Raw genomic sequence first — 14,431 nt, forward strand, 5'->3', positions numbered from 1 at the left:
TATTTGACTATCTTCTTTTGTCTTTGATCTTAGCTTTTTTACCAGTAAGTTCTCTGAAGTAGAAAATTCTAGCTCTACGAACTGCACCTTTTTTGTTGATTTCAATTTTTTGTAATGCAGGTAAGTTCACTGGGAAAATACGCTCTACTCCAATTGCACCAGACATTTTACGAATTGTAAAAGTTTCAGTATTAGCTGAACCTCTTCTTTGAATTACAACTCCTTTAAAGAACTGAGTTCTTGTTTTTTCACCCTCTCTAATTTCGTAGAAAACAGTGATAGTATCTCCAGCTGCAAAAACTGGGAAATCTTTTCTTGTTACAAACTCGTCTTGAACGAATTTCATTAAATCTGCCATGATTGTATTTTATTATGGTTTAATTTAGGTCAACATTCACGGATCTCGCCAGAGGTTAACTTAATGTGGGCGCAAAAGTAAAGAAAAATGTTTAAAGTTTAAAGTTTTTCTTGTTTAAAGTTTCGAAGTTCTTGAATCACAACTTTAAACCTGAAACTTTAAACTAATTTTTAATCCTCCAATAAATCTGGTCTTCTATTTTTAGTATGTTCATAGGCCATATCCTCGCGCCATTGGTCAATTTTGGCAAAGTTACCACTCGTTAAAACTTCCGGAACTTTCCATCCTTTGTAGTCTGCAGGTCGTGTGTAAATAGGTCCTGACAACAACCCATCTTGAAAACTATCAGTCAAAGCCGAAGTTTCATCACTCAAAACACCAGGAATCAACCGAATTAAAGCATCCGATAATACCAAAGCACCAAGTTCACCACCCGATAAAACATAATCGCCTATAGAAATTTCTTTGGTTATAAAATGATCGCGCACACGCTGGTCTACACCTTTGTAATGCCCACACAAAATAATAATGTTTTCATATAAGGACATCGTGTTGGCCATTTTCTGGTTGAGCGTTTCTCCATCGGGCGACATGTAAATCACTTCGTCGTAGGTACGTTCGCTTTTTAAGTGTGTAATGCAAGCATCAATAGGTTGTACCGTCATTACCATTCCAGCGCCGCCACCATAGGGATAATCGTCAACGCTTTTTTGTTTGTTAGTCGTGTAATCGCGCAGGTTATGAAAATGAACTTCCACCAATCCTTTGTCAATAGCACGTTTCATAATCGAAGCTTCAAACGGGCTTCTCAACAACTCAGGCAAAACGGTAACAATATCAATGCGCATAATTTTTCTTAAAAAGGTTCTAAGCGACAAAGATACAAAGATGCTAAGGTTTTCTAATAATCAAATACCTATTTCAACCATTAAACTTTTCTTTAGGAGCTTGATCCAGCTATACGTTACAATCTTATACGCCATCCCGAGGTTTCGGGACTGGCGTATAAGGATTTTCACTGCTATCTGGGCTAGGGCGTGCGTATTTTATGATAGTTTTCGTTTGTACAAGTTCGAAAATTATTCTTTTGATATAAACATAGTTTCGTGATTTGTAACTAATTATTTATATATTTGAGGATAATTATAGTAAGGCGTTTGTCAGACACCTTTACCTAATTGTAGAATAAAAGGTCTGATTTTGTCGGAACTGTATGTGTTTTGCAACATATTAAAACTACATCAATGAAGATAACTATTTCAATTATATTATTGCTTCTTTTAACAACATTTATTTATTCTCAGAATTCTAAAACAAAGATTGAGGAGAATAGATTTATTGAAAGAAGAGAAGACAAATTCGGAGTTACGGACAGTTTGAAAAATGTGATAGTTCCATTTATATATGATTTTATTGAGTTTAAAAATCATAGACTGATCATTCGGAAGAATAACTTAAATGGCCTTTTTTCACTTGATAATAAAGAACTTCTTCCTATAGAGTTTGAATTTATATTACCTCGGAACAATGAAAGATTTATTCTTTGGACAAAGAAATCAATATTCGGATTGTCGGATATTAATGGGAAAATCATAATTCCACTACAATATAAGGGAGTTTCTTCAACAGAAAACGACGATTTTTATATAACAGAAAACGAAAATAACTTGAATAGCGTTTTTAATTATAACGGAAAAATTATAATTCCAGAAGAGTATCAATTTTACACCATTGACAAGTATAGAATATTTGCAACAAAAAACAATAATCCACAAATCATAGACTTACAGAATTCTAAAAACAACATTTTTTTATGCGATAATATTGAATTAATTGAAACTTTTAGACATTATTCAATGGGTGAAACTTTATTTCAAATTATAAAAAAGGAAAATAAATTTGGTGTTATAAACTCAAAAAATGAAACAATAATACCAATCATTTATGATGAAATTAAATCTTCACAAAATTGGCGATATTTTATAATCAAGAAGAATAACAAATTTGGATTGATAAATGTTGATGGAACTGTAGCTAAAGAGCCTATTTATGATAAAATTGAATTGCGAAAAGAATATGTTGTACTAAAAAGAAAAAACATAAAAGACGAATTTTACGCTTACGAATATTAAAAAAACGTTGCGTAACAGGCGTTGGCAAGATTATAAATTTCTTTGTAGATTTATATTTATTTCTCGCGAAAAAATCATCTTCAAGAGCAAATAAGCATTTCCGAATTTCACTTCTGTTGAGAAGCTGCACAACATTATTGGCAAGGGAAATAAATACTACATTTAAACAAAAAAAATATAAACAAATGAACTTCTTTAAAAATCTCTTTGGAAAGAAAACCGACCCAATTAAATCAAACGAAGACTTCTGGGCTTGGTTTGAAAAAAACGAAAAAATCTTTTTTGAAGTAGTTAAAAATAATAGTAACATTGAAAAAGGTTTTTTAAATAAAATCTCGCCTAAATTAGATGAACTCAAAGATGGTTTTTACTATTTGTGTGGAATGTATAATTCAGATACTGTAGAATTAATTTTAACGGCTGATGGAAATACAAAAAACATTGTATTTATTGAAGAACTTATAAGTCATTCTCCAAATCTTGAACGTTGGAGATTTACCGCACTTAAACCTGCTACAGATATTAAAAATATAAGTATAGAAATGGCAGGTTATCAATTTAATTCTGAAAATATTAATTTTTATTCAAACGAATTTACTGATTTTCCAGACGAAATTGATATTACTATTATTCACAATGACTTAACCGAAAATAACAGGTCTGAAGTTGGAAATGGAACCTATATCTTTTTGGATAACTATTTGGGAGAACTTGACTTTTTAAACAATATCGATAACTTAACAATCGTTGGCAAACAAGAAGCACAAAAAGAACTAATCCCGATAGAGAAACTAAAAGATTTTTTAACTTGGAGACAAAAGGAATTTATCGAAAAATATGAAGGTGTTCGCTATAACACAGAAAATGATGAGTACAAAATTCTTGAGGCAAAACTTGAAAGTGGTAATGTTTTGATTGCTGTTGTTAATTCTGAATTATTGAATTGGGATAGAAAAGCTTCACATCCATGGATTTCTGCATTGAAAATAAAATATGATGGTAGTAAAAACAATGGAATGCCGAATAATATTGACTATGAAAAGTTAACAGCTATTGAAGAAGAAATAATGCAAGTGTTAAAAGATTCTGACGGTTACTTAAACATAGGTAGAGAAACTGCAAATGGAGAAAGAGAAATTTATTTTGCTTGTAAAGATTTCCGTAAACCATCAAAAGTATTTTACCAAATTCAACAAAGCTATTCAAATGTTTTTGAAATAGAGTACGATATTTTTAAAGATAAGTACTGGCAATGCTTTGATAGATTTAAACAAAATTAATGAAAAGGTCAGCTACAAACTTACGCCGCGCGCATTTTGAGCTTTAAGCTTTATTTAAAAGAGGCTTTGCATTTAAAAGATTTTGCATACCCGAATATTGGGTTTTATTTATTACCAAACTTGCTGAAGTCCCAATACACTAGCTGCACGTGTTCAAACTGACTATAATTAAAAACAGAAAAATGACAAAAAAAGATTTAATAAAACGGTTGAAGTGGTATCAGCCATTGGAACGGTCGCACGCATTTATTACTTTTCCGTTAATTGGGATTTATTTGCTCTTTACTAATTCATTTCTTGATATACTATTTATTTTATATGGCTTAGTTTTGTGTATTTGCATATTGTTTCAAGGGCAACTTTACTGGAAACTAAAACTTGATAGGCTTACAGGAAAGGCATTTGACCAAAACAAGAATCTAATGTTTTTTAGAAAATCAAAAAAAAACAATCTTTTTATGATAGGTTTAATCCCGTTAGTATTTATTATCCAGCTTTATTTTTCTAATTGGGAAGTAAAAACAGAGAATTTGATGTTGTGGGCAATCATAGCAAACGTTTTTGGCATTCTGGAACACATCAATTATTATAATAGACAATTAATGATAGACAACACATCTGATTTAAACTATGTAATTAGAAACCGAAAACTTAAAATTGCAAGTTTGGCTAAGGACTTGTTGGAAAATAAAATTTAAAAAACCACGAGCAAACAAGTTTTTATATGTTAGGGAATCAGGCTTAATGGAAAAATGTTTTGTATTTGGCAGTTTAGTGATAACCGAAAAATAAATCTTAATTTAAAACCCAAACCCGCTGTATTACTAGAATTTTAACGGCAAGCAATCTAAAACAGAACTAAAAACAGAAAAATGAAATTTGATTTTAAAGAAAAATACATTTTAGAAAACGAATATGTAAAATTGCAACCACTAGAAAATATAGATTTTGATAATTTATTAGAGTATTCTGAAAATGAACCTGAGATTTGGGAATTTAATTCGGGTGGAGCAAACGGAAAAGAAAATCTTAAAAAATATATTGCAAACGCAATTAAAAATAGAGAAAGTGAAAAGGAGTATCCATTTATTGTTTTTGACAAAAAAAGTGGAAAATTTGTGGGAAGCACAAGATTTTATGGCATATTCTTAGAAATGAAAACCATTGAAATTGGTTACACTTGGTACGGAAAAAAATATCAAGGAAGTGGCATAAATAAAAATTGTAAGTACCTAATGTTAGAATTTGCATTTTACAAATTAGAAATGGAACGAGTTGCGTTTGCTGCAAACTCAAAAAATGAAAGAAGTCTAAATGCAATGAAAAGTATTGGTTGTGTAGTTGAAGGAGTTTTGAGGAATTGTAGTACTGATGCAAAAGGAGAAAGAATTGATGCAACAAGATTGAGTATCATCAAAACAGAATGGAATGAAAATGTAAAAAATAATCTTAAAAAACAAACGGAAAATTTTGCCAGCCGTTAACAGTAGTTTGCAAAAATGGCGTATTTTGGACTTAATTTGAAGTTGGTTTTGTAGTTAAAAATTCAGTCTTTAGTCTAAAATTCAGTCTTCCTTAATCTGCCACTTCTGCAACCTACAAAGCCTTATTGCCAATGGACGACAACTGTAACAATAAAGAAATATGGGACTAACAGATGTAAAAAAGGAATTAAAAAAACTCGACAAGGACAAACTCATTGACCTTATTGCTGACCTGTATAAAAAGAACAAGTCCGTTAAGGAGTTTTTTGACTTTTATGTAAATCCAAACGAAAGAGAACTTTTTGAGAAATACCGTGACAAAATTTTTGAAGCGTTTTATCCAAAACGTGGTAACATCTACAAACTCAAAGACGGAAAACAAGCAATCAGCGACTTCAAAAAAATGGGATCTTCAGCTGATTTACTCGCTGACCTAATGCTTTTTTATGTGGAAACTGGAGTACGTTTTACAAATAACTATGGTGATATAAACGAGCCGTTTTACAAGAGTTTGGCAACAACCTTCTATGAAAGTTTAACCTTAATGGAAAATGAAAATCTTTTGGAGAAATTTGAAGAACGTGTTGATAAAGTTGTTGACGATACAAGAGGAATTGGCTGGGGCTTTCACGACTATTTAGTAGAAGTTTGGATTTCCTTTTATCCAGCTGAAGAAGAAGAAAACGAAACAGAAGAAAAATAAAAAATAATTAAACAAGGTAAACAATGATGAAAAGGACTAGAATTATTGATTGTTTGTTCTCAGCCAAGTACATGCAAATGTAATTTTACAAGATATATATTTTAAGTGCACTTAGATATTTTCTAATAATCAAATACCCAATTCAATCAATTAACTTTTCTTTAGGAGCTTGATCCAGCTATACGTTACAATCTTATACGCCATCCCGAGGTTTCGGGACCGGCGCATAAGGATTTCCCCTGCTATCTGGGCTAGGGCGTGCGTATTTCAAGATAGTTTCCGTTTATACAAGTACGAAAACTATTCTTTTTTGCAAAGTGTGTTTACTGCTTTGTAACTAATTATTTATATATTTGAAGAATAATAAAATCTGAAAGTTATAGATCGTAACTGCTTGAAAAATTGGTTTTTAGCAATTTTAATATTCAAATTCAGGAGTTAGCTGAATATTTTAGAAGATCTATAAATATAAGAATTATAAACAAAATACAATTAACTTAAGCAAATTGAAAAAATGAAAAAAAGTTTATTAATTATTGGTTTATCGGTTGTCCTATTTTCGTGCAGTCCAACTTTAAAAGTTAAAGAATTAAATGCAAAAACTGGAAAATTACCAACTGAAACGGTTTTAAACCAAGAAGAAATTCTCGTGGAAAAAAGTGTGAATCTAAAAGAATATTCTCAGTTTTTATTTGTTAAAAAAAGCGGCTTGAATATGGAAAAATATGAAAACTATATTTTAGGAACGTTAAAGACTATTGGAGGATTTGAAAAGTATTATACGCAAAACGATTTAGAACAATATGTTATTCAAAATAATTTGACGGACAAAGTTACCAGTATTTCTGATAATATAGGTTTGTTAAATTTAAGTAAAAGTGCAGGTAAATTTCTTATTTGTGAAAGTAACGTTGAGTATAAAGGAGGGTATGATTTTGCCTTTGAATATAAAGTTATTAATCCAACAAATGCTGAAATTTTATTGCATATAAAACATAATGCTTTTAACTGGGGAGGTTTAGACAGACCTTTATTTAATCCTGTTTTCAATAAATATATTGATTGGATCAAAACTAATAGCAAATAGTATTTCAAATCAAAGTTGAAAGCTTTAAGATAAAATACAACTGATTTAATCATATCAGTATGGATATATGGCGGGTTTTGGGTTTAATTTGAAGTTGGTTTAGTACTTGCAAAGTCAGTATTTAACCGAAAAATTAGGCTTCCTTAATCCGCCACATCTCAAAGCAGTCTAACCCAGGCAACAATCTAAAAGAAAAACAAAAGAATGAAATTCGACAGAAATGATAAAATAGAAATTTTTGAAAATGCAATTAGTTGGATTGTAGTATTTGCAATGTTTGTTTATGGGGGAGGTAAAATAGTTCAATTTGATGGAGCTGCTGAAATTGACAAAACTGTTTCAGAAATGACTGGTATGGAATTGATGTGGGCTTTTTATGGTTACTCAAAAGCATATGCAATAACTTTAGGATTTTTTGAAATAATTGGAGGAACATTGATTTTGATAAAAAGAACCAGAATTATTGGTTGTTTGTTCATATCTACCATACTTGTAAATGTGATTTTACAAGACATATATTTTCAAGTGCATAATGGAGCTCTAAAAGCAGCGATTCTATACCAATTATTAATTTTAATAATTCTATGGTTGAATAAAGATAAAGTTATTCAAAGCATCAAGAGTTTAATCAATTTTAGTACATCTCAGCAACCAAGATTTAAATTTATAATCAAATTAGTAATTGCTTTTATTTGTTTTGTAATACTGAGAATAGCAGAATACTTTATAACAATGAAATTGTAGAGCCAGTAGATAAAGGTTATTACAACGGATATGGGCAATAGGTGAAATGGAAAAATATTTTTTTATTTGGTATGACTGGCAAATCTGAAAATGTACCTTTATTTAAATTTACAGTATTACTAAATGATTATCCGTTAGTCCATAATCGTAACAATTCATAAAAATACAATGGAAGAAGTAAGCAAAACAAAAGAATCGGTTTTTTTGACAATTATTAAATGGATTTTTTCCTTATTATTTCTAACTGCATCTTTTATGGTTTTAGTTAGAGATCAAATTTGGCTCGTAATTTTTTCTTACTCAATGGTTGGATTGCTTTTGTTCCCGCCAATGACAGAGTTTTGGAGAAGAAATTTTCCTTTCTTAAAAAATAGATTTATAAAATTTCTTGTTCTTTTAGGAATATTTATGCTCGCCTCATTGGCTTTCAATTAAAATTTAGTCTCAAAATTGTTTCATTGAAAATAGAAATAAAAAGAAACCTATTGCTCGGTTATGTAAAATTTTATTTCTTAAGTCTAAGCTTGGATTGACAATCAGTGTTTTAAGGTGGGAGTACATATTTTGCTGGAAATTGTAAACAAATGATAAGTTTAAATAATGAAAAAGGTATTGTTAATTTTTCTGATTACTTTGTTTTTTACATCATGTAAGAATAATAGTGAAACCAATTTTGATTCTTTAAAAATTAAAGACGTTAGTGAAATTCTTAAAACGGTAATTTTAGAAGACAGTTTAAACGTTTTAAAAAATGAAAAAGAGGCCAAAATGTTTTGCGAAGATTTAATTAAACTTGATATTTATATTCCTGAAAAAAGAAAAAATAACAATCCAATTCCTCCTCCACTTCCATCATTTTTTAATGTCATCTCATTAGAAACTTTATTACATTATAAAATAGAGAATGAATTGTTTTTTAATTCTAATGATTCATTGTATTTACTTCAACAAAATATAAATCCTCCAAAACTTAAAATTGAAAAAGAAGTTGTCGAAAAAATTAATTTAACAACTATTGATAAAGAAAAAAATACAAGTAAAATAGGTAAGCCTTATAAATTTTATGAAATGACAATACCAATTTTTTCTTCTGACAATGAGAAAGCTTATTTAGAGCTAAATTATTATTGTGGCAGATTATGCGGCGTTGGTTTATCAATATTTCTGATTAAAATTAACGGTCAGTGGAAAATAATAAACAAACGGAGAACATGGATAAGTTAAAAGTATCAGCGATTACCCAATACAGTACATTTGGAGCTTAGCTTAATCTGAAATTAGTTTTGTATTTGAGGTGATTTTATTTTTTAGTAAACAAAAAACAACATGACAAAGTCCATAAAAATAATCGTTCTCTACCTGCTTTTTGTTTGTCATGTTTCGTGTACACAACATCAATTAGAAGGAAAAATAACAAAAGTCAATATAAATGATCTTAAAGGTGCTACTACACACGGACCTGTAGGTATTACTAGAAATATCATTCAGGATAAAAAAGGGATGATGTGGATGGCATCGTTTCGCGGAGTTTTTAAATATGATGGAACGTTTTTTACTAACATCACTAAGTCCTTAACAACATCACGCTTCTATTCTATTATCGAAGATACGAAAGGCAATTTGTGGTTTGGTACCGTTGGTGCAGATGCTTCGGGAGTGTATCGGTATGACGGAAAATTTTTCGAAAATTTTACAACTGCGCAAGGACTTCTTAATAATGAAGTGAGTAGTATTTATGAGGATGAAAACGGTACGTTCTGGTTTGGCGTTTCGGGTGGGTTTAGTTTTTTTGATGGAAGCTCTTTTCAAAATTTTATCATAGACGAAAACGGAATTCATGAAGACAAAACTGGAAAAACATTCGAAAAAAGGCAATCTTTTAAGTATACCGTCAATTCCATTTTGAAAGATGATAAAGGTGTTTTATGGATTGCAACAGGAGACAAAACATACCAATACAATCAAGAGAAAGCAACTGTAATGACTCATGATCAAACACCTTTTTATAACGTTCGTCTCCTTATGAAAGATACAAACGGATCTATATGGCTGGCTGGTATCCACGGTTTATGGCGTTGCCAGAACAATGCTTTTAGTAATTTTTCTAAAACTATCGTGTCTAGCATAGTCGAAGATGAAAACGGTGCTATATGGATAGGCTCTGCAAAAAATGGAATGACACCCAAGTGGGATCTTTCTCAATTGCGTTCAAATGATGTCCGTAGTGAATATTTTAAAGGAGTCACAATTCCCAATTTACCAATGATTTTTGGACTCAGTGCATCAAGAGATGGGAACATATGGTTGGCTACCTTTGATGGCGTTTTTCGCTATGATGGTAAAACAATGCAGCGTTTTAATAAATTATAATGGTATAAAATGGTACTATTTTCTTAAAACAACATTCTTATATTTTATGGAAGCAAACTGTAGCTAATAAACAAACAAGCAAAAAGAAATCATAGTCATGGCTCGTCTCAAATTAATATTACTTTTATTTTCAGTTTTCACCTTCTTCACATCAATAGCTTGGCTTGGTCGAAATGTATGTTTCTACTTTGAAAATAAAGACATATACCACCAGGAGCAGAATTATATTAAAAAGTATGTATTAATTGATTCAACATTTACTGTAGTCAAAAGTGGCTCTAAAAGTAGCAACGAGTATGTTTATTATTACGGATTGTCTAAAACTTATGATAATTATAAAACTGTTTTCGACTTAAACGTGCCAGATGGGAGCGCAGTAGTAGAAAAAAAGATGCATGTAGAAGCATTTGAAAATCCATTAAACAGTAATCAATATTTTTATTACGCTTGGATTCATAAACAAAAGGGGATTGGGTATATTTGTAATGAAAACGAGAAAACAATCAAATACAATTGGATTTATTTGCATCAATTGCTTGAATTTCAAGTAAATTTATTGTTGCTAATTTTTTCAATCATTGTTTTTTATTGGCTGGAAGTCTATAAAATTTTCAAAAAAGGCACTTGAAGCAAGTTACTTTTCATTAACAAATAAGAGCTTATGAAAAAAAGCGAATGGAATAGTTCCATTAAAGGGTTGAGAGATAAAGTTCCAGTGGATAGCAAACTAATTATAGGTATCCCTTATCGTCCAAAAGTAAGAGAAGATGTAAGTTACTTGAGATATTTTTAGTGTAAAATTATAGTTCATCCATTATTGCCAACATCTCATTTTCTTCATTTCTAAATCAACGAATCTCCAAATTCCCTTTTTAAAATTATTTTCGTAAATTTGCGATTCAATAAAAATTAAACAACAATGGAAAACGGAATATATGCTAAATTCAACACTACAAAAGGTGCTATTTTAGTAAAACTCACACACGATTTAACACCAGGAACAGTAGGTAACTTTGTAGCTTTAGCCGAAGGAAACCTTGAAAACAAAGTAAAACCACAAGGAGTTAAGTTCTATGACGGATTGAAATTTCATAGAGTAATTCCTGATTTTATGATTCAAGGTGGTTGTCCACAAGGAACAGGAACGGGAGATCCAGGGTACAAATTTGATGATGAATTTCACCCAAGCTTAAAACACAACCGTCCGGGAGTTTTGGCAATGGCTAATTCTGGACCAGGTACAAATGGTTCTCAGTTTTACATTACACACGTTCCTACAGATTGGTTGGATAACAAACACACCGTATTTGGACACGTTGTTGAAGGACAAGATATTGTTGATGCTGTAGCTCAAGGTGATGTATTAGAATCTTTAGAAATCATAAGAGAAGGTGAAGAGGCTAAAAACTGGAACGCAATTGAGGCTTTTATCACTTTTAAAGGGGCTAGAAACAAGCGTGACGCTGCCTTAAAAGCAGAAGCAGAAGCAGCTATGGAAAAATTAGCAGCTGGATTTGAAAAAACAGAAAGCGGTTTACGTTACCAATTCATTCAAAGAGGTGAAGGTAAAAAAGCAGAAAGCGGTAAAACTGTTTCGGTACACTATGAAGGTTCACTTGAAAACGGAAAAGTTTTTGATTCATCATACCCAAGAAAAAAACCAATCGAATTTAGATTGGGTCAAGGTCAAGTAATCGAAGGATGGGACGAAGGTATTGCACTTTTAAAAGTAGGTGACAAAGCTCGTTTTGTAATTCCATCTGATTTAGGATACGGTCCGAGAGGAGCTGGAGGAGTAATTCCACCAAATGCTACTCTTATTTTTGATGTAGAATTAATGGATGTAAAATAAGCTTTAGCTTAACTTGCATATTTAATTTATCCCATTGGCCTTAGCGGCTAATGGGATTTTTTTTAGGTATAACAAAGAAAATTTACGTATTTAAAAACTGAATCAAATCAGCATTTAGTTTGTCTTTTTCTATATAAAACAATCCATGAGGCGCTCCTTCATATATAAGAAAGGTGTTGTCAGGGATAAGTTTAGCCGCAATTTCTGAGGTTATTTCTATGGGAACGGTTTTGTCCTCATCTCCGTGAATGATAAGGGTTGGTACTGTCACGGTTTTCATCTCGTTTCGGAAATCTGTTGACGAAAATGATTTGGCACATGCCAAAGTTGCCTGTGGCGAAGCAAAAGAACATAGCATGCGATAGTAGTGCAGCAAAGCAGAGCTTATAGGTTTACTGATAAAACTTACACCAAAAAATGTTTTTCCAAAATTATCTAGAAAACTAATGCGATCTTCCTTAATCTGGCTTGCCATTGCATCGTATTTTTCTTGTGGTACACCATTGGGATTTGAATCGGTTTGCAATTGAAATGGGGTTATAGATGCAATAAGGACAGCTTTTGTAACTCCTTTTCCGCCGTGACGGCTAAAATAGCGCACTACTTCGCCACCACCCATTGAAAAACCTACAAGAGCCACATCTTCCAGATTCAAATACTCAATAATGGCTTTCAAATCGTCAGCCAAAGTATCATAATCATAACCATCCCAAGGCTGTGAGGATTTACCAAAACCACGACGGTCATAGGCAATCACTCTAAAGTTGTTTTGAATCAAAGCCTCCATTTGGTATTCCCACATTTCATTGGATAATGGCCAGCCATGAATTAGAATTACGGGTTTTCCTTCTCCATAATCTTTCACGTACAATTGTACATTTGGCGCTGTTTGTATGTATTGGTCAATGCCAATTGTTTCTTTTTTTCTGGCTTCGTTGTTGTTCATTTGACTCATTTCCATAATAGTTACAATTTAAAAGATGAATTTAGTATTCGTCTTTTGTAAATCTAGAACTGTTTTACAAAAAAAGTTTTACAGAATTAGTTTAAATAGTTGTAAATTTTATAGGTTTGTTATTCAGTATTTTAAAAAATAAATAATTATGGAAGACCTTAACTGGAGCGAATTTGAAAGAGTAGAAATGCGTGTGGGTACCATTTTAGAAGTTCATGATTTTCCCGAAGCCCGAAAACCAGCCTATCAATTGATAATGGATTTTGGGACTGAAATAGGAATTAAAAAATCATCTGCACAAATTACTAAGCGATACCAAAAAGAAGATTTATTACACCGACAAATTGTTGCTGTTGTCAATTTTCCTAGAAAACAAATTGGGAAGTTTTTTAGCGAATGTTTGGTTTTAGGATCAGTAGGAGCTGAGGGCGATATTGTTTTGCTCGCACCAGATTTTAAGGTTGAAAATGGGTTACGAATAGGTTAATTTATTCATTAAATGAAGTTTGAACCTTAGCATCAAGCGTTTCATACTTGTTGTGAATGGCTAATATAATTACTCCAAATAATACTGCCGAGACAATTAAAATAGTGTTTAGAAATCCCTCAGTGCCAAAAGAAAGTTTGATCAATATTGTTGAAATGATAAAGCCAGAGTTGCGAATGACTTTGTTAAACTTATCCGATAAGAAAAATGAAAACAACAACAATAGCACCTCAATCAAAATCAAGATGGTGAAAAAATCATCGAAGAAAATTTTATTAATGTCTTTCATTTTTGTTACAATTTCTGCAATCGAAAAGAAATTTTCATAAATCCAATGTCCCAAGCTGTACATGGATAAACTTAAAAAGACAGGGATTAATATGATAGCAAAAATGTTCTTTAATTTGATAAACGAAGCAATTGCGGTAGTTTTTTGAATTTTAGATTGGTTGATTTCATTCTCCTTACTTAACTTGTAAAAGAAAAAAAGCAATAAGAAAAGCATTATGGTAGCCAGAATGTCTAATGTGAAATTTACATTGGCAGCAGAGTCAAACCAGTTGTCTTTAAAGTCGAGTTTAGTCAAATCTTTAAAGATACGTCTGATGATAATAAGCGTAATGATTTCATATTGTTTACCAATGTATATAGTGGTTGATTTTGGCAAATAATAAATTAAAAGATAGACCTCATAGATCAAAATAAATGAAAATGGCGTGTAAATTGCAGCTATAGGATTACTCAATAGCTTAGAATATTTTGGGGTATCGATCCAGCCTAGATCAATAATGACAATGATACTAAGATGTATCAAGAAAAAAATAATGGCCATGGAAACAAAAAACTTTTCAGCTCTTTTTTTAGTTTCTTCGGATAAAAGCAAGCGATACAAAAACTGAAAAATAGTGTAAGATTGTTTCATGATAGTAATTAAGAATTAAAAGTAGTAAATAAACATTTAAAAAATATTGATTTTCAG

16 protein-coding genes are annotated in these 14,431 nt (G+C 31.2%); 12 read left to right on the forward strand and 4 right to left on the reverse strand.

The window, feature by feature from the left end; translation table 11 throughout:
* Positions 1-7: 7 nt before the first annotated feature.
* Together rplS and trmD are read right to left on the reverse strand one after the other, a co-directional pair.
* Positions 8-358 (reverse strand): 50S ribosomal protein L19, encoded by a 351-nt coding sequence (rplS, locus tag LQ189_RS03835; RefSeq protein WP_086453886.1) that lies wholly within the window; start codon positions 356-358, stop codon positions 8-10.
* 170 nt (positions 359-528) lie between these two features.
* Positions 529-1,206, reverse strand: a complete 678-nt coding sequence (trmD, locus tag LQ189_RS03840) for a tRNA (guanosine(37)-N1)-methyltransferase TrmD (protein WP_086453888.1) — start codon at positions 1,204-1,206, stop codon at positions 529-531.
* A 396-nt stretch (positions 1,207-1,602) separates the two neighbouring features.
* On the opposite strand from trmD, the gene LQ189_RS03845 reads away from it, so the two are divergent.
* The 11 genes from LQ189_RS03845 (at position 1,603) to LQ189_RS03895 (ending at position 12,010) form a co-directional block, all read left to right on the forward strand.
* Positions 1,603-2,490 carry a WG repeat-containing protein gene (locus LQ189_RS03845; RefSeq protein ID WP_230154405.1) on the forward strand — a complete coding sequence of 296 codons (888 nt, stop codon included), beginning with the start codon at positions 1,603-1,605 and terminating at the stop codon, positions 2,488-2,490.
* A gap of 185 nt (positions 2,491-2,675) precedes the next feature.
* Positions 2,676-3,770 (forward strand): DUF695 domain-containing protein, encoded by a 1,095-nt coding sequence (locus LQ189_RS03850; protein ID WP_230154406.1) that lies wholly within the window; start codon positions 2,676-2,678, stop codon positions 3,768-3,770.
* Between the two features lie 182 nt (positions 3,771-3,952).
* A complete protein-coding gene (locus LQ189_RS03855) occupies positions 3,953-4,468 on the forward strand; it encodes a hypothetical protein (RefSeq protein WP_230154407.1) in 516 nt (171 codons plus the stop codon).
* Positions 4,469-4,642: 174 nt separating this feature from the next.
* Positions 4,643-5,254 carry a GNAT family N-acetyltransferase gene (locus LQ189_RS03860; protein WP_230154408.1) on the forward strand — a complete coding sequence of 204 codons (612 nt, stop codon included), beginning with the start codon at positions 4,643-4,645 and terminating at the stop codon, positions 5,252-5,254.
* 160 nt (positions 5,255-5,414) lie between these two features.
* Positions 5,415-5,957, forward strand: coding sequence for a DUF6155 family protein (locus LQ189_RS03865; protein WP_221916578.1), 543 nt, complete (start codon positions 5,415-5,417; stop codon positions 5,955-5,957).
* A gap of 514 nt (positions 5,958-6,471) precedes the next feature.
* A complete protein-coding gene (locus LQ189_RS03870; protein WP_221916579.1) occupies positions 6,472-7,044 on the forward strand; it encodes a hypothetical protein in 573 nt (190 codons plus the stop codon).
* A gap of 204 nt (positions 7,045-7,248) precedes the next feature.
* Positions 7,249-7,788 carry a hypothetical protein gene (locus LQ189_RS03875; RefSeq protein ID WP_221916580.1) on the forward strand — a complete coding sequence of 180 codons (540 nt, stop codon included), beginning with the start codon at positions 7,249-7,251 and terminating at the stop codon, positions 7,786-7,788.
* A gap of 600 nt (positions 7,789-8,388) precedes the next feature.
* Complete coding sequence (locus LQ189_RS03880; RefSeq protein WP_230154409.1) at positions 8,389-9,012, forward strand: hypothetical protein; 624 nt, start codon at positions 8,389-8,391, stop codon at positions 9,010-9,012.
* Positions 9,013-9,114: 102 nt separating this feature from the next.
* Entirely contained in the window at positions 9,115-10,158 is a 1,044-nt protein-coding gene (locus LQ189_RS03885; protein WP_230154410.1) for a two-component regulator propeller domain-containing protein, read from the forward strand.
* 97 nt (positions 10,159-10,255) lie between these two features.
* Positions 10,256-10,786 (forward strand): hypothetical protein, encoded by a 531-nt coding sequence (locus LQ189_RS03890; protein WP_230154411.1) that lies wholly within the window; start codon positions 10,256-10,258, stop codon positions 10,784-10,786.
* A gap of 291 nt (positions 10,787-11,077) precedes the next feature.
* Positions 11,078-12,010, forward strand: a complete 933-nt coding sequence (locus LQ189_RS03895; RefSeq protein ID WP_230154412.1) for a peptidylprolyl isomerase — start codon at positions 11,078-11,080, stop codon at positions 12,008-12,010.
* Between the two features lie 82 nt (positions 12,011-12,092).
* Here the strand turns inward: LQ189_RS03895 and LQ189_RS03900 are convergent, their stop codons facing one another.
* Positions 12,093-12,971 (reverse strand): alpha/beta fold hydrolase, encoded by an 879-nt coding sequence (locus tag LQ189_RS03900; RefSeq protein WP_230154413.1) that lies wholly within the window; start codon positions 12,969-12,971, stop codon positions 12,093-12,095.
* A gap of 142 nt (positions 12,972-13,113) precedes the next feature.
* On the opposite strand from LQ189_RS03900, the gene LQ189_RS03905 reads away from it, so the two are divergent.
* A complete protein-coding gene (locus tag LQ189_RS03905) occupies positions 13,114-13,452 on the forward strand; it encodes a tRNA-binding protein (RefSeq protein WP_230154414.1) in 339 nt (112 codons plus the stop codon).
* A 1-nt stretch (position 13,453) separates the two neighbouring features.
* Here LQ189_RS03905 and LQ189_RS03910 read toward each other — a convergent pair whose 3' ends face one another.
* A complete protein-coding gene (locus LQ189_RS03910) occupies positions 13,454-14,374 on the reverse strand; it encodes a hypothetical protein (RefSeq protein WP_086454487.1) in 921 nt (306 codons plus the stop codon).
* Positions 14,375-14,431 lie beyond the last annotated feature (57 nt).

It is taken from the genome of Flavobacterium sp. CECT 9288, from assembly GCF_918731615.1.
Taxonomy (GTDB): domain Bacteria; phylum Bacteroidota; class Bacteroidia; order Flavobacteriales; family Flavobacteriaceae; genus Flavobacterium.